The 21,415-nt window shown below is 64.8% G+C and carries 22 protein-coding genes; 3 read left to right on the forward strand and 19 right to left on the reverse strand.

Annotated elements, in window-relative coordinates; translation table 11 throughout:
• Nucleotides 1-4: 4 nt before the first annotated feature.
• From M8523_RS10955 to M8523_RS11010, 12 genes are all read right to left on the reverse strand, one after another.
• Nucleotides 5-622, reverse strand: coding sequence for a transglycosylase SLT domain-containing protein (locus tag M8523_RS10955; protein WP_282584903.1), 618 nt, complete (start codon nucleotides 620-622; stop codon nucleotides 5-7).
• Nucleotides 558-2,273: a flagellar hook-length control protein FliK gene (locus M8523_RS10960; RefSeq protein WP_282584904.1), complete on the reverse strand. Its 1,716-nt coding sequence runs from the start codon at nucleotides 2,271-2,273 to the stop codon at nucleotides 558-560. The genes M8523_RS10955 and M8523_RS10960 overlap by 65 nt, the downstream gene beginning before the upstream one ends.
• On the reverse strand, nucleotides 2,270-3,442 hold the full coding sequence (locus tag M8523_RS10965) for a MotC family chemotaxis protein (RefSeq protein ID WP_282584905.1): 1,173 nt from the start codon (nucleotides 3,440-3,442) through the stop codon (nucleotides 2,270-2,272). The genes M8523_RS10960 and M8523_RS10965 overlap by 4 nt, the downstream gene beginning before the upstream one ends.
• The gene (locus M8523_RS10970) at nucleotides 3,439-4,704 is read right to left on the reverse strand and encodes a MotB family protein (RefSeq protein ID WP_282584906.1); all 1,266 of its coding nucleotides are present in this window, start codon (nucleotides 4,702-4,704) and stop codon (nucleotides 3,439-3,441) included. The genes M8523_RS10965 and M8523_RS10970 overlap by 4 nt, the downstream gene beginning before the upstream one ends.
• The gene (locus M8523_RS10975) at nucleotides 4,704-5,375 is read right to left on the reverse strand and encodes a hypothetical protein (RefSeq protein WP_282584907.1); all 672 of its coding nucleotides are present in this window, start codon (nucleotides 5,373-5,375) and stop codon (nucleotides 4,704-4,706) included. The genes M8523_RS10970 and M8523_RS10975 overlap by 1 nt, the downstream gene beginning before the upstream one ends.
• A complete protein-coding gene (gene fliF / locus M8523_RS10980) occupies nucleotides 5,372-7,111 on the reverse strand; it encodes a flagellar basal-body MS-ring/collar protein FliF (RefSeq protein ID WP_282584908.1) in 1,740 nt (579 codons plus the stop codon). Before fliF ends, M8523_RS10975 begins: the two co-directional genes overlap by 4 nt.
• A 101-nt stretch (nucleotides 7,112-7,212) precedes the next feature.
• Nucleotides 7,213-8,736 (reverse strand): CgeB family protein, encoded by a 1,524-nt coding sequence (locus tag M8523_RS10985; protein ID WP_282584909.1) that lies wholly within the window; start codon nucleotides 8,734-8,736, stop codon nucleotides 7,213-7,215.
• A 62-nt stretch (nucleotides 8,737-8,798) separates the two neighbouring features.
• Nucleotides 8,799-9,926: a DegT/DnrJ/EryC1/StrS family aminotransferase gene (locus M8523_RS10990; protein WP_282584910.1), complete on the reverse strand. Its 1,128-nt coding sequence runs from the start codon at nucleotides 9,924-9,926 to the stop codon at nucleotides 8,799-8,801.
• The gene (locus M8523_RS10995) at nucleotides 9,923-10,414 is read right to left on the reverse strand and encodes an acyltransferase (RefSeq protein WP_282584911.1); all 492 of its coding nucleotides are present in this window, start codon (nucleotides 10,412-10,414) and stop codon (nucleotides 9,923-9,925) included. Before M8523_RS10995 ends, M8523_RS10990 begins: the two co-directional genes overlap by 4 nt.
• Nucleotide 10,415: 1 nt before the next feature.
• Nucleotides 10,416-11,582, reverse strand: a complete 1,167-nt coding sequence (locus M8523_RS11000; RefSeq protein ID WP_282584912.1) for a DegT/DnrJ/EryC1/StrS family aminotransferase — start codon at nucleotides 11,580-11,582, stop codon at nucleotides 10,416-10,418.
• Nucleotides 11,579-12,601, reverse strand: coding sequence for an NAD-dependent epimerase/dehydratase family protein (locus tag M8523_RS11005; RefSeq protein ID WP_282584913.1), 1,023 nt, complete (start codon nucleotides 12,599-12,601; stop codon nucleotides 11,579-11,581). The genes M8523_RS11000 and M8523_RS11005 overlap by 4 nt, the downstream gene beginning before the upstream one ends.
• Before the next feature lie 2 nt (nucleotides 12,602-12,603).
• A complete protein-coding gene (locus M8523_RS11010; RefSeq protein WP_282584914.1) occupies nucleotides 12,604-13,638 on the reverse strand; it encodes a Gfo/Idh/MocA family protein in 1,035 nt (344 codons plus the stop codon).
• A gap of 133 nt (nucleotides 13,639-13,771) precedes the next feature.
• Here M8523_RS11010 and M8523_RS11015 point away from each other — a divergent pair, with 133 nt between their 5' ends.
• Nucleotides 13,772-14,422, forward strand: a complete 651-nt coding sequence (locus tag M8523_RS11015) for an acetyltransferase (protein WP_282584915.1) — start codon at nucleotides 13,772-13,774, stop codon at nucleotides 14,420-14,422.
• A 27-nt stretch (nucleotides 14,423-14,449) separates the two neighbouring features.
• On the opposite strand, the gene M8523_RS11020 is transcribed toward M8523_RS11015, so the two are convergent.
• From M8523_RS11020 to M8523_RS11030, 3 genes are read right to left on the reverse strand one after another with little or no spacing between them, the layout of a single operon-like run.
• Nucleotides 14,450-15,424, reverse strand: a complete 975-nt coding sequence (locus tag M8523_RS11020; RefSeq protein WP_282584916.1) for a phytanoyl-CoA dioxygenase family protein — start codon at nucleotides 15,422-15,424, stop codon at nucleotides 14,450-14,452.
• A gap of 49 nt (nucleotides 15,425-15,473) precedes the next feature.
• Nucleotides 15,474-16,676: a DUF5666 domain-containing protein gene (locus M8523_RS11025; protein WP_345894241.1), complete on the reverse strand. Its 1,203-nt coding sequence runs from the start codon at nucleotides 16,674-16,676 to the stop codon at nucleotides 15,474-15,476.
• Nucleotides 16,673-17,539, reverse strand: a complete 867-nt coding sequence (locus tag M8523_RS11030; RefSeq protein WP_282584917.1) for a DUF6502 family protein — start codon at nucleotides 17,537-17,539, stop codon at nucleotides 16,673-16,675. Before M8523_RS11030 ends, M8523_RS11025 begins: the two co-directional genes overlap by 4 nt.
• A gap of 153 nt (nucleotides 17,540-17,692) precedes the next feature.
• On the opposite strand from M8523_RS11030, the gene M8523_RS11035 reads away from it, so the two are divergent.
• A complete protein-coding gene (locus M8523_RS11035) occupies nucleotides 17,693-17,905 on the forward strand; it encodes a hypothetical protein (RefSeq protein WP_282584918.1) in 213 nt (70 codons plus the stop codon).
• Here M8523_RS11035 and folK read toward each other — a convergent pair.
• Together folK and folP are read right to left on the reverse strand one after the other, a co-directional pair.
• Entirely contained in the window at nucleotides 17,894-18,421 is a 528-nt protein-coding gene (gene folK / locus M8523_RS11040) for a 2-amino-4-hydroxy-6-hydroxymethyldihydropteridine diphosphokinase (RefSeq protein WP_282584919.1), read from the reverse strand. The genes M8523_RS11035 and folK overlap by 12 nt on opposite strands.
• Complete coding sequence (folP, locus tag M8523_RS11045; protein WP_282584920.1) at nucleotides 18,418-19,260, reverse strand: dihydropteroate synthase; 843 nt, start codon at nucleotides 19,258-19,260, stop codon at nucleotides 18,418-18,420. The genes folK and folP overlap by 4 nt, the downstream gene beginning before the upstream one ends.
• A 443-nt stretch (nucleotides 19,261-19,703) precedes the next feature.
• On the opposite strand from folP, the gene M8523_RS11050 reads away from it, so the two are divergent.
• Nucleotides 19,704-20,168, forward strand: coding sequence for a peptidoglycan-binding domain-containing protein (locus M8523_RS11050; protein WP_282584921.1), 465 nt, complete (start codon nucleotides 19,704-19,706; stop codon nucleotides 20,166-20,168).
• 61 nt (nucleotides 20,169-20,229) lie between these two features.
• Here M8523_RS11050 and M8523_RS11055 read toward each other — a convergent pair whose 3' ends face one another.
• Entirely contained in the window at nucleotides 20,230-20,433 is a 204-nt protein-coding gene (locus M8523_RS11055; protein ID WP_282584922.1) for a DUF1289 domain-containing protein, read from the reverse strand.
• A 12-nt stretch (nucleotides 20,434-20,445) separates the two neighbouring features.
• Nucleotides 20,446-21,327: a 2OG-Fe(II) oxygenase gene (locus M8523_RS11060; protein WP_282584923.1), complete on the reverse strand. Its 882-nt coding sequence runs from the start codon at nucleotides 21,325-21,327 to the stop codon at nucleotides 20,446-20,448.
• Nucleotides 21,328-21,415: the final 88 nt, after the last annotated feature.

Consider the following 21,415-nt stretch of genomic DNA (forward strand, 5'->3'; position numbering starts at 1 on the left):
TGCGTCAGGCTGGCACGGCCGTTGGCTTGCCCTGCGCGCGGGGCTCGCCGCAAAACGTGCGTGCGTTGTCGGTCCAGGCGCCGAAGCCGCTCTTGACCATCTTGCCGATGACGCTGCAGACATATTTCTTCTGGGCGGGATTGTTGTTGGGTCCCGCGTTGTAGCGGGCCACCGCCAGCGTCCATGTCCCTTCGCGCGCGCGCAATTCCTTGAGAAAGCGAGCCGCATAGTCGATGTTGTGCACGGGGTCGAACATCTCGGTGACCGAGCTGAACTTGTCGCCGTGGTATTTGTAGTTGATCTGCATGCAGCCGACGTCGATCAACTTGGCGCCGTTGCGCCGCGCCGTCTCGAAAGCCGCGAGGCCTTGTTCCAGGCTGCCGTTGATTGAGGACCGGCCGTCGATATTCAACGAATAGGGTTGCAAGCCGTTGCGCCCGCCGGTTTCATTGAGGCCGACGGCGTAGAAGACCGCCAGCGGAATGCTGTAGCGCTGGGCCGCTGCCGCGATCTGGCTTTCGCAGGACGCGCCCGCGAAGGCAGAGCCCGTCGAAAGGCTAGAGATAAAGACTGCCGTCCAAACCACGCGCAGGCGGGAGAGAAGGCGTGGCGGTTGGGTCATCGGCGTCGCTCTGGTTGGTGTCCTGGAGGGTCGACCGGTTTTGACCTTGCGCCTGCCGGCCGTTCGAAGAGGTGTCGGACGAAGCGGCGTCCTGACGGCCCGGAGTGTTTTGATTTTGCCCGCCGGTCGAGGCGGAGTCGCCGGAACCGGACGTTTGGCCGAGAGTGCCGATCTGCAGGTTCTCGTGCGAACCCCCCATGGCTTCCACGGCTGCCGTCAGCAAGTGCTTGTCCTTATCGAGCAGGTGCAGCGTGTCCGGATTGCTGACCGCGATGCGGATCTCCATCGTGTCGGCCTGCAGCCGCATCGTGATGGAGACCGGCCCGAGATGGCCCGGATTGAGGTTGATGGTGAGGGTCTTGAGGCTTGACGTTCCCGCCGACTGCGGTGGGCCCGCATCGGCTGAGGCCGTCGTAGTGCCCGCGGAGTGCCGAGCCGCAGTTTCGGCGACGTCCTTGCCGAGCGATTGCAGGGCTGTGACCACCTGCTGGGCGGGCGTTGCCACGACCGACGGGTCGTTTGATGCGGCCGCCACGACGGTCGATGCGAGGAGCTTGTCCTTGCCGCGTTTGCCGGAGGCGCTGTCCGAGGATGCCGGCGACGCCGTGGGGGATGTTTCCGGCGGGGCGGACTTCCCCACCCCCTTCGTGCCGGCCCGCAGGGGTGCGGTCGGGCTGGGACGCGTGCTGGTCTGAGATGCGGGGCGAACCGCCGAAGCCGCCGGGGCGGGGGCTTCGAGGCTTGTCGCGCTTTGCGGCAGCTGAGGGGTCGCCGCCACGGCCGCAGCCTGCGCCGCGTCGGAGGGCGGTTGCGACGATTGCGGTGCTCCGCCGTCCTTCGGCTTTGTGTCGGCTTCAGACTGGGACTGTGCCCCGAGCGCGCCGGTGGCCAGCTCCGAGATCGTAGGCGCCGAGGTATTCGAAGCGGCCCCCGCGCCTGGTGCGGTGCTCGTCCCCGCCATCGGCCCGCTTGTGCCGGAAGCCGCGATGACCACGGCCGCGCTGGAAGACGCCGCCACGGAGTGTGACGCCGCTTCTTCCGTCTCAGTCCGGACCTTGGAGCCGTCGGACGCGCCGGTCGTGGAAGCCAGGGTCGTCGCCGCGGTTTGAAGGCTCGTTCGTCCGTCGGTGCCGGTCGGCTGAGCCGGCAGCGATCCCGCAGTTTGATTGATCGGATTGCCGGAGGAGGCAGCGCGTCCCGGCTGCTGGACGATCGCCTGGAGGGCTGCGGCAACGGTCTCCGAGCCGGCGATCGCCGGGCCAGCCTCGGAGGCCGCGTTCGGTCCAGCCGCCGGAGTCTTTGCCAATTGGGGCACCGCTGGAGCGGTCGGGGTCAGGGCGGCTTGCGCCAGCGCCGAAATATCGAGCGTGGCCGTCCCGGCTGAAGTGGCGGTCGACGCGGGCGGGACCTCGTCGAGCGTCTCGGTGTCCGGCTCGTCGGAGCCGGAATCCGCCCGTGCCCGTTTGCCCGAAAAGGCCTGTCCGACGCTTTCCTGCGAGGATTTCGGATCCGCGACGGTCGGCTGGGTCGCTACGCGGTTGAGCACGCCCGCAAAGGCGGCATTGTCCCCGGGGTTGCTCTTGGCAGGGTCACCCGTTGAGCCTGACGACAAGCTTGGTGGAAGCGCCGTCGCGACGCGAAGGCCGCTCATTTGTCGGCTCCCTTCAACACCTTGTCGCTCGTGTCGAGTGCCGCGCGGGCATGCGCCAGGAGCCGGGCGCTCGGATCGTCGTTGGCGAGATTCGAGTCGCCACCCGTTCCATCGCTGCTGTTCTTGGCGCTCACGATGGTGCCGACCGCGAGCGCGGCATCACGCAAGCTCGCGTCGTCGGCGCTCAGCTTGGATTTGTCGAGCACCGTCAGGCGCGTCAGACCGTCATCCACACGATCGGAGGCTACGAGGACCGCCGCGGAATAGAGGTTGGCGCGTGCCTGATCCGGCGTGCCCTGGGCGGCCAGCGCGTTCGCCTTGTCGGAGGCGAAGCGGGCCGCGTCCGTCCGGCCATTGACGATCGCTGCCTTGGCCATAGCCAGATAAAAGCGGCGCGCCTCGTCGGGCCGCATCTCGCGCACCACGGGATCCATTTTGCTCAGCATCGCCACATCGCCTGCCGTCGCCATTCTCAGCGTCGCGATCGCGAAACGCTCGCGGAAGTTCTCGGCGTAGACGGAGGATCCGAAGCGGTGGAGGTACTGCCGGGACAGGAGGGTCACCTTGTCGATCTGACCCGTGTCCGCCAGCATGAAGATCTGCCGCCGCAAGGCTGCTTCCTCGACCAGTGTGCCAGGCATGAGAAGGCGCGCGAGGTCGAGGAGTTTGTCGGCTTTGTCGGGAGCCTTGCCGGCGATGAGACTTGCCTTGACGAGCGCCAGGTGCCCCCCGAGGGCGTTGGGCAGGCTCTTCGGATCGATCGGGTCTAGCAGCGCCGTCGCGATTTCTTCTTCGCCCTCGCCATACGCCAGGGCGCCCTTGATCAGACGGTCGGTCGCTGGCGTGAGCTTGGCGCGCTCCAGGACGGTGCGGACCACCTCGGGCTTGCCGCCGCTGAGAATGAACAGCACGGCGGCCCGCGAATTGCGGGGATCGCTCCAGGCTTCCGCATCCGCCGACAGAAAGACTTCGGCGATATGGGCCATCAGCTTGCCTTGCGCGGCCTGCGCTGCCGTATTGCCGTGGGCGATCTGATCCTGAAGGCTCTGCAACGTGCGCATCTGGGCATAGGGCGCGTTGATCGATGTCGCATCCTGGTCGGCCCGGGCCGTTGAGAGGGTGCCGACGAGCGCCATGGCGCCAAGGAGCAAGCGAAGGCGTGTCGTCACGGCGTGGTCTCCCGCAGCAGGATCTCGATGCGCCGGTTTTCGGCGCTCCCAGGATCTTTCGGATTCTTGGGCCGGCGGTCCGCGTAGCCCTCGATCCGTTCGATCCGCGCATCGTCGAGGCCGCCTCGGACCAGCATGTAATGCGCCATGTCGGCCCGTGCGGTGGAGAGCCGCCAGTTGTCATAAGTGTCCGACTTGAACGGGCGGTTGTCTGTGAAACCCCGGAGCGTGATCGCGCCTTTCTCGGTCTTCAGCAGGCGGCCGATCTTCGCCATCAGCGCTACGGTCTGTGGCGAGGGCTCGGCCGAGGCGCTGGCAAACATGGCGAAATTGGAGCCGTCCGTGAGGGTGATCACGAGCCCTTCGCTCGTATGACGCACCTCCAGCTTCGGCTCGGGAGCCGGTTTCGCGCCAGGGGGAGTGTCCGATTTGGTGGCGGCTGCGATCCTGGCTTCGAGCGCTGCAACCTGCGCCTTCTCCTGGGGTGTTTCGGCCTGGGTTTTTGCGGTATCCGCCTTCCCGGCAGCGTCAGCCTTCGCGGCAGCATCCAGCTTCCCGGCAGCCCCGGACTTATCGCCTGCCGGTGACTTTGCGGGTTCTGGCGCTTTTGCGCTTGGCTCAGGCGACGGTGCGATCGCGTCGGCAATCTCTTTGGCGAGGGCCGCATCCTGTTTTTCGGAAGAGGCGGCGGCCGGCGGGGCAACCGGTTCGAATGGGTCGCGGTAGGCTTCGCCTCCCTTCAGTCCGACCGCACCGGCGCCTCCCTTTGCTCCATCCGTACTGGCCTTCTTCGACATTTTCGGCTGCGCATCGTTCTTCGCCGCGATTTCGGCCAGGACCGCGTAAGGATCGCGAAACATCTCCGCTTCGTGTTTGGCGGTCTTGTCGGGCTCCTTGTTCTTGTTCTCGGCGGATGCGTTCGACTCGACCGGCTTTTCGGATTCCGCAGCTGTCGATGACTGGGTCGGGCTCTCCTTGGTCTGACCGTTCGCATATTTCATGATGCTCTGCGCGTCGGCCTTGAGGTCCTGCATGCCCTTCGGCTGCGGCGTCGAGTCGACGAGCTGAACCGGATTGAAGTAATGCGCGATCACGGCCTTGGTCTTGTCGCTGGCCGAGATCAGCCACATGACGAGGAAGAAGGCCATCATGGCGGTCATGAAGTCCGCGAAGGCGATCTTCCAGGCGCCGCCGTGGTGGCCTTCCTCGTGGTCCCCTCCGCCCCGCTTGATGATGACGACTTCGTGGTGCCCCTCGCTCATCAGCGTGCTCCCAAGGCGGTGTCGAGTTTGCGGGCCCAGGACCGCAATTGCGAACGGATGCGCGTGTCGCCCATTGTGATCGTGACGTCAGGCGCATGAGCCGCCTCGAACGCGAGAGCCGGTTGCCCTGGATAGGCTTGCCGGATCGCCTCGATCAAATCGTCCGGTCCCGACACCATGATGGCGCCCTGCGGCGGATGGCCGGAGAGAAGCGTGTCCAACGACCCGCGCAGCTGGTCGAGCATCTTGATTTGCGTCGCCTTGCTCAGGAACGGCTCCAACAAAGGCGCCAGCGCCTCGGCGAGACGGGTCTCGAGTTCGGCGAATTTACTGGCGATCAACGTCGCCAAGGCGACGCCTTCCTGCTCCGCCCAATGCTGCCGTGCCTCTGCGAGAGCCGCTGCGTGTTCGGCTTGCAGAGCCTCGATGGTCGCCGACATATCGATCGGCGCTACGGTCTCGGGCAGGATGGCCGGGTCGTCCGGTTCGGGCTCCGGCTCCGATAGATCCGATGGCGCTTCGGTGCCAAATGACAAGCCGTCCTCATCCGCGCCGAACGGCAGGTCGATCGCGAAGGGATCGGGTTCCTCGGTGTCAGAAACGTCCGACAAGAGAGCTGACGGCATCCCCGGGCGGAATTCCGTCAAGTAAAGGCCGATCGGACGCATCATGCGGCGGCTCGCCTATGGATCCATTGCTTCAAGATGGCGGCCGCCTGCCCTTCGTCGAACTCGATCATCTGTTCGAGCCGCTTCTGGGGCGTCCGGCGAGGGCGGCTCGTCAGATCGTCGATGAGGCTGCCGTCGCTGGTGTCCCAGGATGGCGTCATACCGCCTATGGGAGTCAGGCCGCCCATATCCATGGCCGCGAGAGGATTGTCGGCCGCAAGCATGGGGCCCGCGTCGCCAAAGTTCATGCTGCTTGGATCGGGCAGCGCCATGGCGGTCGAGTCCATCCCGAGCATGGGCAGGTCACCGCCCTGCGGCCCCGTCAGCTCGGCCGCGGAGGGCGCCGCCAGCACACGGGTCAGCGGGCGGACCGCGAACAGCAGGATCAGGAGTGTGACTCCCAGGATCATACCGGCATTGATCAGCGTGCCGGATTGGCGCAGCAAGGCGTCCATGAAGCTCGTCGACGGGATGGCTTCCAGATCCTTGCCGGAATCCACGAAGTCGACCGCCATCACCTTGATCGTATCGCCTCTGGGCTTCTCGAACCCGGCCGCCGATGAGGCGAGCTGTTCGATTTCGGCCAGCTTTTCGGGCGGAATCTCACCGCCGGCCTTGAGGCCGAGCGACTGGAGCAGCGCCGTCTTGTTCAGAACCACGGCCACCGACAAGTGCTCGATTGCATAGCCGGCACTGACTGTCGTCACCGTCTTGGACGACACCTCGTAATTGGTGAGGTCTTCCTTCTTGGTATTCTCTTCGTTCGATTGCTTGCCATCGGAGCCGGTCGGCTTGGCCTGCGGCACATTCTGGCCCGCCGTCGTGGGGGTCGCCGACGAGCTGTTCTGCGAGACCTGGGTGTCTTTCACCGAGCGGGTCGACCGTTCGACCCGGCCGTCGGGGTTGTAGGTCGTCTCCGCCACCTGCTTGGTGTCGGTGTTGAGCTTGGCCGCGACGCTGATCTGGATATTGCTGACGCCGAGCGAGGGGGTGAGAGTCTTGCGGATGTTGTCCGCAATGTCGGCGCTGACGGTCTTTTCGAGTTCGAGCATCTTGCCCGGCGCGGCGTTGCCGGTGTCGTCACCCGAGGCCAGCACGGTACCGTCGGTGCTGAGGACCGTCACGGCATCGGCTGTCATTCCCGGAACCGCAGCCGCCACGAGGTGGCGGATCGCGCGGGCCGCATGCGCATCGTCGACGGTCGTGGCGCGGATGAGCACGGAAGCCGTCGCGGGCTGCTTGGTGCGTCGGAACGAACCTTCGTCGGGCAGGACGATATGGACGCGCGCGGCTTTCACGCCGGCCATCGACTGGATGGTGCGCGCCAGTTCCCCTTCGAGCGCCCGGACCCGTGTGATGTCCTGCATGAAGGAGGTCAGCCCGAGCGACCCCATTTTGTCGTAGAGTTCGTAGCCGGCATTGCTGGAATGCGGCAGGCCTTTCTCCGCGAGCAACATGCGGGCCTGGGCGGTCTGCCCGTAGCGCACCATGACGCTCGTCCCATCGGCGCTGACGTCGAAGCCGATATCGGCGTCGCGCAACGCACCGCCGATGCTGCTTACGTCCTGCCGGTCGAGCCCGGCATAGAGCGTCTCCATTGAGGGACGACTGAGATAGTAGCCGGCCACGCCCGTGAGGGCAAAGACCGCGACCCCGATCGCCGCAAGGGCCCCGAGCTTGCGGGGGCCCAGCTGAAGCAGATTGGCCCAAAGCCGCTGCAACTGCTCCATCGCGTTCACTGCTTCCGAACCGAAGTAACCATGCGGCTACTTTGGTCAGTCAAGCTTGCGCGGGGGTTTCGCGATCGCACGGGCGCGATCGTTCGACTCCCGAGAGTGCCTCACGCGGCTGCTTGCAGCCGCTGCGACACCGATCCCGCGCCAGGGCTCGCCCGATTGGCCATGAGCACACGCCGCACGAGGTCACACCATTGGGTGAAATCCTCCTCACCAAGCCAATGAACCGACAGGTGATCGTCGTGCCGCCGCTTCAGAAGGCCGCCCTCCGGCGTCGCTTCATCCGTGCAACCGTCATCGAGGAGCCACAGCACGCGCCGAAGGCCGACATGACGTGACGAGCCGGCCTGCTCTCGCATCGTGGTTTCCAGAGCCGTGTGACCAACGAGGCGCGCGATGAGCATCAACCACGCGATTTCGACAGGATCGAGCATGTTGAGTGCCTCCATCCTGCGCCAGATCACCTGTGCGGCCGTCGGTGCATCTCCCTGGAGGAGGCAGAGGATCGCCATGAGGAAAAACGGCTCGGCCACGTGCTGAGCCCATTGCGAGGCTTCGCCGAGCGCCGCCTCCGCCTCCTTGAGGCCGTGGCCCGTCAGAATGGCATTGCGTGTGGCCCGCAGGCGTGCAGCCATATCGCTGTCCGCTTGCGGCATGGCCATCACGGAGCTGCTCGACGGGGTCGGGGTCATGCCCCGGAACGGTCCATAGCGGCCGATCTGCTGCACCACCTGGCCTGGCTTCAGTTTCAGTCGACATTCGAGCCAATCGAGCATCAACCGCCAGTTGCGCCGCGTGTAGCGGGTCCGCACGAGCGTCGCGCCCGCGTCGCAGACGCGTCGGTATTCGGCGGGAACGCGCGCCAACAAATCGATCTTGGCGAACAATTCGGCCCCGGAGCCGAGCAGGCAGTTCTCCATATCGACGAAGCCGTAGCTCTTCAGCGCGTCGGAATGGGGGGCGAGCAGGACCGCGCCCGAGGCTGGGATTTCGAGATGCTTGCGGACGCCGTAATCGAGCCGCGTCGTGTCGGCGGCGGAAAAATGGCTCTGGTTGAGTACGCGCGCATAGGCTTCGCCCTCGACCACGAACGGCTTGCTCTTGCCCTTCTGATAACCGGGATGCGCATAGATCAGCGTCGGGAAGACGAGCGGGATCTCGGCCAGGAGTTGCGCCCGCCAGGGGTAGAAACCCGGCAGCAGATGCCCACCGAACACGCTGACCGGGATGGTCTTTTCCAGCCCGTAATCGCGATAGATCGCATCGTCGATGAACAGGGGTACGAGATAGCAGGGCCTGTGCCGCAGCTCAGGGAGGTGCTGCCGATAAGCTTCGCTCGACATGAACACGGCATCGATGCCGAGCTCCTCCGCCATGCGCAGCGTCAGGGGCCGCATCGGATCATGCGGATCCGAGTTGAAGTAGAGGAGGCGCGGGATGTTCGGATAAGCGCGCGGGTTGACGATCTGGACCGGCCAGGGCCGCCCCCAGTGCAGCGCATCGGCGATGATGAGATCCGGCCGGAACCGCTCGCAGGTCTCCTGTAGATCGAAATCCATGTCGACCGAAAGGATATCGGCGTGCAGCGCGAGGGTCTCGACCCATTCGTCGACGGCAGAGTTCAGCATCGCCGCGGAATCGGGGTTCAACCGGGGCCGGATGCAAAGAATGCGACGGCGCGCGGTTCCATTCATCGAAGCGGGTCCTGGGAGCCGAAGAAATGCCGGACGGCGGTGATCACCCGATCCTGTTGCCCGCTGCTCATGCCGGCGAAGATCGGCAGAGACAGACCCATGCCGGCGAAATCCTCGGCAACCGGGAAAGCATCCTGGCCGGTGGCCCATTGCTTCAGGCAGGGCTGGCGGTGCAGCGGGACGGGATAGTGCAGGCCGGTCTGGATGCCGGCGGCATCGAGCGCGGTGCGCAGGGCGTCGCGCCGCTCTGTGCGCACGACATAGAGATGGAACACATGATCGCCGTGCCGGGCGCGCGGCAGGCGCAGCGGCAGCTCGCGGAAGGCCGAATCGTAGCGGGCCGCGATCGCCCGCCGCTCGTCGGTCCAGCGGGCCAGGTGGTCGAGCTTGTGGTTGAGAATGAGGCCCTGGATGCCGTCCATCCGGTAGTTGAAGCCGACATGGGCGTGCACATAGCGCTCCGCCTGCCCGTGCTCCCGCAGCATTTTCAGGCTCGCGGCCGCCCCATCGTCATCCGTGATCACGAGGCCGCCTTCGCCGGCGCCGCCGAGGTTCTTGCCGGGATAGAACGAGAAGCAGCCAAAGGCGCCGTGGGTGCCGAGCGCCTTGCCTTCGTAGGAGGCGCCGATCGCCTGGGCCACGTCCTCGATGACGATCAAACCCCGGCGCTGGGCGAAGCGGCGCACCGCCGCCATGTCGGCCGGCTGGCCGTAAAGATGCACGGGGATGATGGCCTTGGCGCCGGCGCCGATTCGGCGTTCGGCATCCGCGATGTCGATCGTTCCGGTGTCGGGCTCGACATCGCAGAAGACCGGCGTGGCCCCCGCATAGATGACGCCCCAAAGTGTGCCGATGAAGCTGTGGGCGGGCACCAGCACCCGGTCGCCCGGGCCGATGCCGGCGGCCAACACGGCCAGATGAAGTGCCGCGCTGCCGGAGCTGACCGCCACCGCGTGACGGGCGCCGAGCAGGCTCGCGATCCGGGTCTCGAACTCCGTCACCCAGGGCCCGAGACAGAAGGCGCTGGCCTCGAACAGCCGTTCGAGGTCGGGCAGGGCCCGTTCGCGGATCTCCCGCCACTGGATGGAAAGATCGGCGAAGGGGACGAAGCTGGTCGCAGTCATGGCGCGGGACCTGAGGAACGAAGCGTTGAACCGATAATGCGGGCCGGAACCCCGGCGACGATCGCGTGCGGTGGCACGTTTTGGGTCACGACAGCCCCGGCTGCGACAAGGGCGTGATGACCGACCGTAATGTCGGGCAGGATGGTGGCGTGGCTGCCGATCGAGGCGCCGCGTTCCACCAGGGTGGGAAGGCAGGTCCAGTCGGCAGCCGTTTGCAGTGTGCCGTCGGGATTGGCGGCGGCGGGAAAGCGGTCATTGGTGAACATCACCCCATGGCCCACGAAGACCTCGTCGGCGATCGTCACGCCCGAACAGATGAAGCTGTGCGACTGGATCTTGCAGTTGCGGCCGATGACGACATCGCTCTGGATTTCGACGAACGTGCCGATCCGTGTTCCCGCGCCGATCTGGCAGCCGTAAAGATTGACGAGATCGGGGTGGTAGACGACCGCACCCGCCTCCATGACGACGTCGGCCTTGATCGGCATGTCAGGCGCCCATCGCCCGGCTGAAGGGTTGCGCCTCGGAGAGGGCTTCCTCAAAAGCATCGATGACGGTGGTCTGTTCGGCTTCGGTCATGCCGTTGAACAAGGGCAGCAGCAGGTGGCTGTCGCGCACGGCCTCGGTGCGGGGCAGCGCGTCGCGCCGCGCCTGCGCCCAGGGGGCTTCCTTGTGGCTCGCCATGACGGCGCGCCGGGTCGCGACGCCACCGTCGAGCATGGCTTGCATGACTGAATCGCGATCGGCATCCGGGGGCAGGCCGATGCAGTAGCTCTGCCAGTTCGAGCGCGCCCAGGCGGGCTCCTGCGGCGCGATCACGCCTGCCACCTCGGCCAGGCGCTGGGTGTAGCGGGCCGCGATGGCGCGGCGTTCCGCCACGATCGCGGGCAGGCGTTTCAACTGCTCCCGCCCGACCGCCGCCTGCATGTCGGTCATGCGGTAATTGAAGCCCGGCACGTCGTAGGTTTCGGTGAGGATGCGGTTCGAGGCATGCCGCAGGAGATCCGACAGGCTCATGCCGTGCTGGCGGAGGAGACGGCAGCGCGCATCGATTGCCGGGTCCCGCGTGGTCACCATGCCGCCCTCGCCGGTGGTGATCACCTTGCGGGGATGGAACGAGAAGCAGGCCGCATCGGAATGCGGGCTGCCGATCTTGGCCCAGTTGTCATCGACCATGACTTCGGCCCCGCTCGCGCAGGCCGCATCCTCGACGAGCTTGAGGCCATGCTTCGCCGCCAGGACGCCGAGCCCCGCGAGGTCGCACGGCATGCCGATCTGATGGACGCACAGGATCGCCACCGTGCGCGGGCCGATCAGGCGCTCGACCGAAGCCACGTCGATGTTGAAGCCCTCGGCCTCGATATCGGCGAAGACCGGCTCGGCTCCGCACATGTGGATCGCATTGGCGGTCGCGATGAAGCTGTGGCTGACCGTGATGACTTCGTGACCCGGCCCGACTCCGACCGCGAGCAGCGCCAGATGCAGCGCCGTGGTGCAATTCGACACCGCGCAGGCATGCGGCGCGCCCACGAAGGCGGCGAATTCGGTCTCGAAGGCCGCGACCTGGGGTCCTTGCGTGAGCCAGCCCGACCGGACGACTGCGGCAGCGGCTTCGGCTTCTTCGTTGCCGACGAAGGGTTTTGTGATCGGGATCATGCGGCGCTCGCGATCGGCATGGCGGTGGCGGTCTCCTCACGCTCGGCCCGCCACCAGCGAACGAGTTCGTGCAATCCTTCGTCGAGCCCGATCGTGGTCTCAAAGCCGAGCAGCCGCTGGGCCTTCTCGGTGGACGCAAGCCGGCGCTCGACCGGATTGATGGCGCGCGGCGGGTGGTGTTCCACGGTGAGATCCGGCCGCCCCATGGTGCGCAGCAGCGCCTCGGCGAGGCCCTTCAGCGACACCTCCCGTCCGGCCGCCACATTGAAGGCGGTCGCATCCGAGGCGGGCGCGAGCGCGGCCAGCACATTGGCGCGGGCGACATCGCGCACTTCCACAAAATCCATCGTCTGCAGACCGTCGCCGAAGATCAGCGGCGGCAGCCCGGCCTCGATGCGTTCCATCCAGCGGATCAGGACTTCCGTATACTTGCCGTGGATGTCCATGCGGGTGCCGTAGACGTTGAAATACCGCAGGGCACAGCTATTCAGCCCATACATGTCGTTGAAGGCGCGCAGCAGGCTTTCGTTCAAGAGCTTGAAGCCGCCATAGAGGGTGCGGTCGGAATAGGGGGCCGCGGCCTCGGTGGTCGGAAATTCCGGTGCGAGGCCGTAGATCGAAGCCGAGGAGGCCGCGACGACCTTCTTGATGCCGTGCGCCACGCAGGATTGCAGAAGATCGAATGTCGCGCCCGCCATCACGTCGAAGGCGTGGCGGGGCTCAGCGGCGCAATGGGTAATGCGGAGAGCCGCCTGATGGAAGACGATATCGCTCTCCGCCACAAGCCGATCGAGGAGCGCGTGATCGCGGATGTCGCCCTCGATGAGGGTCGCACGGTCCGAACCGAGCGCTTGCGCGAGATTCGCGGGCCGGCCGCGCACCATATTGTCGAGGGCCACGATCCGGCAGTCCGCCTCCGCCAGCAGGGCATCGATGATGTGGGACCCGACGAAGCCGGCACCGCCGGTGACCAGAATGCGCTGCCCGGCGAGGGCGAAGGGCTGGGATGGTTCGGACATGTTCACTCCGCCGCAACGGCTCTGAGGGAGGGTTCGGTGCGGCTTCGGACGCGCCGCAGGCTGAGGTCGAGCGCGGCCTGCGCCCATTCGAGGGTGCGGACGATTCTGAGACCCTGACGCCCGTCCATGCGGGAGCGCGTCCGGCCAAGGATCACCTGCCTAAAATGTTCGACGACATCGACAAGCGGTTCGCCGGCGGGCAGGCGGGGCGACAGCACGGAGCCGATGCGGTAGCTCGGCAGGATCTGTTCACGCTTGGCCTGCGGCTGCAGGCTGATGCCGGAATCGTAGATCTTCAACGGCTCGTCGCGGTTGAGATCGTCCCAGACCACCATCTTGGCGCTGCCCCCGACCGCGATGCGCCGCACCTTGACGGGCGACATCCAGCTCAGGTTGAGGTGCGCCACCATGGCGTTGGGGTAGTGCAGGGTGAGGTAGCCGATGTCCGGCACCATCGGGTTGACGTGGCAATAGCCGCTCGCCTCGATCTCCACGGGTTCGGACCCGAACAGGTGGTCGATGATGGAGAGATCGTGCGGCGCAAGGTCCCACAGCACGTTCACGTCGGGTTGGAACAACCCAAGGTTGATGCGCTGCGAATCGTAATAGGAGATCTGCCCCAGCGTCCCCGTGCCCATCAATTCGTTGAGCACCCGCACAACGGGGTGAAACAGGAACGTGTGGTCGACCATCAAGGTCACGCCGGCGGCCTCCGCCTGCTCCACGAGGTCGGCCGCCTGATCGCCGGTGCGGCAGAGCGGCTTCTCCACCAGCACGTGCTTGCCGGCCGCGATGGCCTGAGCGGCCAGCGGATAATGCGACGACACCGGCGTCGCGATGACGACCGCGTCGACCTCGGGCAAGGCGGTCGCGAGGTCGCCATAGACCTGCAATCCTGGATGGGCGGCCCGAAGCCTGGCCTGGGTATCCGGATTCTGATCGACCACGGCCTTGAGATGCAAGTCCGCGTTATTCGACAGCACTCGGAATAGGTTCTTCCCCCAATAACCCATTCCGCACAGGGCAACTTGGATCATTTTTTTATCCGGCAATTCTTACTGCCTGATATTTAAAGGGCTTGGCTTGTCCGAAGCTGTCGGGTGACACTCCTGCCTTCAAGACGCGACGGTGGCATCTGATCTGGATGAATGACGGGGAAAGTGCGATCGAATGGGCGATCTCGTGATCATCGGGGCTGGTGGGAGTTCTCGTGACATCATCGACCTTGTCGGCGACATCAACCGGCACGCTTCCGATGATGGTCAGCGATGGGAGATCCGCGGCCTTCTGGACGACGATCAGAGCAAGCTCGGCCAAATCATCTGCGGCGTTCCAGTCATCGGCTCAATCTCCAAAGCTGCAGACGTGCAGGCTCACCTCGTGGTCGGTATTGCCTCTCATCGCAATCGGCGGGTCAGGAAAGCGGTCGTTGAGCGCTTAGCTCTCGATCCGGCGCGCTATGCGACTTTGGTGCATCCTTCAGCTTCGGTGTCGAGCTGGGCCAGGATCGGCGCCGGAACTGTCGTGCTGCAAAACGTCGTGATCGGTCCGCAAGTCACGCTCGGCCGCCACGTGCTGATCAGCGCAGGCGTTACGATCGGTCATGACACAGCGATTTCAGACTATGTGTCCACGGCGTCTCAGGTTGGCATTGCTGGAGGCGTTGTTATCCGTGAAAGCGTCTACATCGGCATTGGCGCCTGTCTTCGCGAAGGCGTTGAGGTCGGTGAGGGATCCCTCATTGGGATGGGCTCCGTTGTGACCCGTAACGTCGAGGCTGGCCGGACGGTCGTCGGGAATCCGGCGCGGCGCCATTCATAGCTGCCGCTCAAAACGCCACCCGCAAGCTCACTCCCACACCGGCGCCGGCGGCAGGAGGCGGGCAACCATCGGCAGCGACTCTCGCCACAGCAGGCAGTCGCGTTGGCGGTGGAGCAGGGGCTCTGCCAGTTCGCGGATCTGGGCGCGGGAGATGGTGCTCCGCTCACACCGGAAGGGGCGCAGCGGTACGCGATGGAAATAGTTGAAATAGACGGCGCAGCGGTCGTGTGTCGTCGCCGGCTTGCCGCGGTGGTAATGCGAGGCCGTGTCGGCGAACACGACCGTGCCGGTTTTGCCCATGCAGGTCGTGACGTCCCGGTCTATCCGGAAATCGGCCAGCCTACGCTCAAGCTCTTCCTGCGTCAGGATCGGAAACTTTCCCCGGACGGTGCGGTCATGTTGCGGCAGTTTCCGGCGCAGCACCTGCAGCGGGCCGCCGCCCTCGTCCACATCATTGAGATAGACCGCGATCTTCACCATGTGCCGGTCTTCGACGTCGCGGTGCCAGCGCCTTGCCGCCACCTGCCGTCCGTCGGCCTTCGTGAAGAAGATGTTGATCCCGTCGTAGCCGATCGGGACCCCGAGGTAATTTTCGACGATGTCCAACAACCGGTCGTTCAGGCCCCAATAGAAGATCTCGCGGTTCGCCATCACGTCGGCGGCACCAGCCTGGAACGATCGCGCGCGGGTCGGGTCGCGCGTCCCGTCGCTGACGTAGCGCGCATAGAGCGCACGCCCGCGATCGAGAAGCGCGTCCGAACCGGTGAGCCCGAGGGTATCGAGCGAGGTGATGTGGACCCCGGTTCGCTTGAGGTCGGCGACGATCGCGGCATCCGCCGGGCTGAGGTCGGGGACCCGCTCCTTGTGGGCTTCCCGCGCCCGGCCATAGGCGGCACCAGCCCGCGACGCGACAGGGGGCCAAGCGATCAACCGAGATCCGAGATTGGCCGGGACTTCGAGAACTTTGTTGAACGCGACCCTCGCCAAATTCGATCCACTCATGCGTCCCCCATTCACGCGAACCTGGCCCGCAAGCCATCCGATCCGGCCTTCACGGTCGTCTCCCCCCAGGAGGACCACCTGCCGGCCCGGCGCCAGGCGGCCCTCCCGGGCCGCTTACGCCTGGACCACTCGGACCATTAAATCTCCGACCGGCGGACCCGTTCGGTCCAGGACCTCCCAATGGTCCAGTCGGACCTTGACCTCTATTGTCGAACGATGGATCGGGACCTAACCCTCCATCTTTTGGCGAACTTGGCCGCATCCCCGGCGGGTTTCGGCGATGGCCGAATCCTGGCTCTGAGGGCCGGGACAACCCGCCGGTCCTCGCAGGGTCGCTGACAAATTGTAGCGACTCGACATGGATCTGACCATCGGGCTCCACCCGTGCCGAGACAAAGGCCCGTGCTTCAACGGCCTCGTTGGTCAAGGAGGCGCCGTCCGCGACGGGCAAACCGGACGCGAGATCGAGGCTTTGCATGTCGCCGGCCACGTAATCTTCGATCGACAAGCGTGATGGCCGTTGCGCCATGAGGGACAAAAGATCGGCGGCTGCCGTCCCGGCCACAAGCGTCGTCCCGGACAAGCGGCCGGACACCAGAATCCGACGATCGAGGAGCGCAGGATCAAGACCCGCGATCACCTGAGCCCCGATCCTGATCGTTTCATCCGCAGCCTTGTACGGGAAGCCCGCAACCCGGACTTGGCCGCGACGTCGGCGCTCGATCAGGCTGGCCACCACCGTCCCATCATGGCGCCGCAGACCACTGACGGCCACAAAATCCCCCAGCTTCCAGCGCCACCGCGAATGCCTCAGGGTCTCTCCGGGCACGACCGTTTGCCCGAGAATCCGCATCGAGTCCCGCGCCACCGCCTCGACCGGGCCAACAACCTCGCTCAGAGCCACAACAGACCGCGTGTCGAGATGGTCACCTATATGCCGGGCCAGAACCTGGACGACATGCCCAAGCTTCAGGTCAGCCATGCGCGCATGCTGGTCATCGATGTGCACGGCCACCGACTTTGGGAAGGTGATCCGCAGGTCGTTGACCACGATGCTGCCGAACCGCCGGATGGTGCCGACGACACCCGTGCCACCGATGCCGCGGTCTCCATTCAGGTCATCCTGTGGGATGGCGCCAGTGCCGCCGATGCCTCGGTCATCACCGGCCGCCGCCGACCCGGCACGGAGCATCGAAGCCCAGCCCAACAGCCGAAGCAGCCGGCGTCTCGACCACGTTCCGCGCTGCCTCATCCCTCCTGGACCTCGGCCGGATGCGCCGCCGGAGGCTCGATCTGCTGCCCGGTGGGCTCGGCGAAGACGTAGACCCCGAAATTCCAGCGCCAGGAACCGCCGCCATCTGAATCGCAGAGCGTGTGCGCGGCGCGGTTGGCCGTTTGCAGCGACTCGAGGGCCAGTTGCCGCGACGTGTGTTCGAGCTGACGGGCTGCCGCTTCCGACAGACCATCGTAATGCACGGCGCGTTCCAGAAACCGCGGCGACCGGCCTTCGATATTGGCCACAGCAGCCGCAATATGGTCGTGCAGGTTGCGCCCGAAATAATGCATCTGCTGAGGGTCGCCGCCGCGCGGCACGAAGGCCGTATCGAGCAGCCTGACCCGGTCGCGCTCGTCGATGGCCACAACGCCGCGATCGAGCCAGTCGTCGAGAACCGCACGCGGCCGGACGTCTTTGGTCACCATCTCGACCAAGGTGTCGAAGGAGGGCTCGCCGGCCGGGGCCACGCGCGGCAGAGGAAGCGGATGCCCCTGCTCGTCCGTGAAGCTGGAGGCGGCGAGCCAGCAAGCCAGGATCCGGCTCGTCCGGGAGAGGGTGACGGGCGTGGTGCTGACGGGCGCGCCCGACCCGCGCAGACGCCGAACCTCCTTGCGGTGGATCCCGGTCAGAAGGCTCACACGACTGTCTGTCTGGCTCTTTCCCGCCAATCCGAAATCATATTCGGCGACATTGACATAAAGCTCACGTAGGAGATCGGCGATGGCCGGAAACGTGATGCCCTGGCGAATAAAGAGGCGCACAAGCGGGCGTAGCAGCCGCGCAAGAGCGGGTTGCAGCTTTGAAACGTCCAAATCTGGAGGTTGGGTTGGGCCAGTCACAATTTCAGAATAGCGCTCGCATGCGGATGAGACAACATTCGTGGGAATTTTCTCCACGCGGTTGAGGAAGCTGCGCCTCGTGCCAGCCTTGGATGCTTGGCATCGGCGGGCGCATTCAACGGCCTAATTCGACCACCGGGGGGCTCTGACTTCATGCTGACGCTCTTCGGCCTGTTTGCGGTTACGGCCATGCTTGTGACCTATGCGTTCGAGGCGCGCGATCCGATCCTGACGCTCGCTTTCGCGATCGCCTGCGCGCTTGGGTCCCTCTATGGCTTCCTCCAGGGGGCGTGGCCGTTCGGCCTCGTCGAAGCGGTCTGGTCGCTCGTGGCGCTCCGCAAATGGCACGCCCGGTCAAGGCTCTGAGGTGTTCGCGCGAGGTCGCGAAACTTTTTCGACGATCTCGACCCCGGCCGTGCCGACGGTCGCCGCGGCTTCTGCAATCGTCCGGCTGCCGATGCTGTGGCCCGGCCGGATTTCGGCCAGGGGCGTCAACACGAAGGCGCGGTTGAGGATCTCCCGATGCGGCAGGGTAAGGCCGGGAGTCTCCATGGCGAGATCGCCGTAATAGAGGATATCGATATCGATGACGCGCGGGCCCCAGCGGACCGTGGTGGTCCGTCCAAGCTGGGTCTCGATCGACTTGACGGCGCTCAGCAGGTCGTGAGGTGCAAGCCGAGTCCTTCCGACCGCGCAGGCGTTCACGAACCAGTCCTGCTCGACCACATGGCCCCAGGGCGCCGTGCGGTAGAGGGAGGACGGCATCAGATCGAAGACTGTCCCGGTCGACTCCAACAGCGAAAAGGCCTGTTTGATGACGCCGATCTTGTCACCAATGTTGCTGCCGAGACTGAGCCCGACCTCGGCCGGCGCTCCCGTCACAAGCGTGCCTCCGCGATGGCGCGGGTGACGCCGAGGGCGGTGACGTGCGCGGCGACATCATGCACCCGCAGGATCGCGGCGCCCGCCGTTGTGGCCATGACGTGGGCCGCGAGCGTCCCGATCAGCCGGTTCGCCGGATCGTCGCCCACAAAGGGCCGCAGAAATGATTTGCGGGACGCTCCGACCAGGATCGGCAAGCCGAACGTATCGGTCAGGATTTCGAGATTGGCGAGCACCTGGATTTGCTGCTTCTGCGTCTTGCCGAAGCCGATTCCGGGATCGAGGATCAGCCGGTGACGCGGGACACCGGCCTCCGCCGCGATGGCCAGCGAGCGCTCGAAAAACCACCGGATGTCGTCGAGGATGTCGATCGACTCATCGGGCATTTGGCGGTTGTGCATCAGGATGGCCTGCGCGCCGGCAGCCGCTACGACTCCAGCCATCGCGCGATCGCCCTGGAAGCCCCAGATGTCGTTGACGATGGTGGCGCCTTCGGCCAATGCGGCCTGGGCAACCGAGGCTTTCGTGGTGTCGACCGACACCAGAACCGGCACGCGACCTCCGAATGCCTCCGGCAAGCCTTGCAGAACCGGCATCAGACGGCGCAATTCCGTTTCGGCCGAGATCGGCGTAAAGCCCGGACGGGTCGATTCGGCGCCGATGTCGAGGATGTCGGCCCCTTCGGCCACCAAAGCCCGGGCCTGATCGATCGCGCGCTCAGGGTTCATGAATCGGCCGCCGTCCGAGAACGAATCCGGCGTGACATTGAGGATCGCCATGATCCGCACGGGCGTCCGGCCCGTCCGCAGCTGATCGACCTTCGGAACCTCGTGCAGCATAATGGACCCGACCACAAAACGTGCAGGCGCGCCGCACCCCGGTCGCGTTCCTAGCATATTGCAGACGCGTCGCGATCCCGGCGTTCGAGCAAACCGAATGTCCGACATCGTCGGGTCGGAACATCAAGATCGAGCCTGCCGAAATGATCGAGCCGCCTATCCATTCGGAGAGTGCGAGAGGGCAGGGGCGCGCACATGATCGTTAAATTGCGGTTTCAAGGTATTTCAAGTCGTCAAGCCTCGCTATCGACAGGTAGCGAGGCTTTTTCGTGCCTGTCGATGGCGGCCGGGCGACTGGCTCCTGCGGCGAGTCCACCAAGTCTCCATATGGCGCGACTTCGGGTTGGTGACGACGAATGACGCTCAACCGATTGCACATACGGTGATTTTTGCTCCGCCGGGCAACCATCCCCGGCCTTGCTGCATTGCCAACGCAGACGCAGGTGGGAGCGCTGGATGTCTGTGCATGCGGCCTGTGCCTGGCTCGGGCTCGTCGTCGCCCTGTTGCCGCGCGCGGCCATTGCGGGACACGCCTCGGCGCCCGCCTTGACCTTCGACAAAGTCAACGCGGCCGCTTTCTCGCCCTTGCCCGATCCGCCCGCCAAAATCCCCAACCCGAGGTCGTTCGGGCCGCGGTCCTGCTGGATCGGGCGCGATTCTCGCCAGGCGCGATCGATGGCATCGATGGCGACAACTTCCGTAAAGCCGTGGGAGTCTACCAGAAGCAAAAGAGCCTAGACGGGACTGGGCATCTCGATCAGGCGACCTGGGACAAACTCGTGGCCGACTCTGCTCCCGTACTCGTTCGCCGTAAGGTCACGGCCGCAGAAGCCAAGGGACCGTTCGTACGGCGGATCTCGGCCAAGATGGAGGCGCAGGCTAAACTCGCGCGGCTGTCCTACACATGAGCGTAGCTATATCTCAGATGCCCTTTCGTGCGGCCCACTCGCTCCGAAGCAGCCTGACGACTTAACGGTTAGGCAATTCTCGAACGATCGCCCGACGCTCGCGCAGCGACAGACTCGACCAATTCGCGATCTCCTTGGCGGAGCGCCGACACCCGGTGCAAAGCCGGGTGTCCATGTCGAGGGCACAGATCTTCTTGCAGGGATTCAGCTCTTCCTCCTCCCGTCGACGAGCAGCCTTGTCGCGAAACAGGAAGCCAAACTTCATCCCCGGGTCGCTCTATTTGCCGTTAAGCCCGGTCTTTCGCGCGATTTTTGCGAGACTGTTGATGGCGAAGGTCGGCAGGAAGGTTCGTACGGCCGATTTGACGTAGTGGATCGGCTGTTTCTTGTCGAACTCCGTCACGCCCTTCCAGCGCACGAAATTGCTGTAGTCGAAGTCTGAGACGCCCTTATCGGTCGTGTAATAGTACAACGCCATGGAATTGCGCCGCATATGGGGAGGGCATACGACAGGATTCGGATGCCCATGCCAGCTCTTGCCAGCCGTGTAGAAGATAACCATCCGGTTGAACAAGGGCTTGACAGTTGTGACGCACTCAGTCGCGTCTTCGTTCCAGAGTTCCAGGCCGCCGCCGTAGGATGGATCCCAGTCAGGCGAGCAGTAGTAGATCATATTGATCAGCTGGTTCATGTCTTTGTTGGGATGCCGCGAGGCATCGATATGCAGCATCAGGCGGCCGCCATTCCCCGTCGAGTGTAAGCCGCAGCCAAAGTGGTTCGGATCCGGGGCCAAGTGTTTGAATCCCGTCAGACGATCGAGGAAGCTGCAGAAAATCCCCGACTGCAATTGCATCATCATAAAACGGATGTAGTCGGGAAACTTTTCTTCGTCGCTCGTCGCGACCTTCTCGATATGCTTGTCACCGGTATGCTTGGTGTCTCCCGGTCCCGCGAGCGTCCAATCGATGTCGTCGATGCCCGGGAAGCTTTTCCCCAAGCGCATCGCGATATCTCTCGGAAAGAAATCGTCGATCACGACGTGAGGGAAGGGCGCTGCGGTCTTAAAAGACTCATGCAGCTTGTCCGCCAAGGCATTCATCTTTGCTCGTGAGAAGAAAAACAAATCCTCCGCAAGAACGTTTTGAGCATGAATGTTCATCTATCGCACCCAAATCGAGAGTTTGGGACATTCATCTCAGGTGACTAACGGTAAGTCAAGACCACGTAATGCCTGTCAAGCTCAAGGT

This window comes from Lichenifustis flavocetrariae (genome assembly GCF_026130545.1).
Lineage (GTDB): Bacteria > Pseudomonadota > Alphaproteobacteria > Rhizobiales > Beijerinckiaceae > Lichenihabitans > Lichenihabitans flavocetrariae.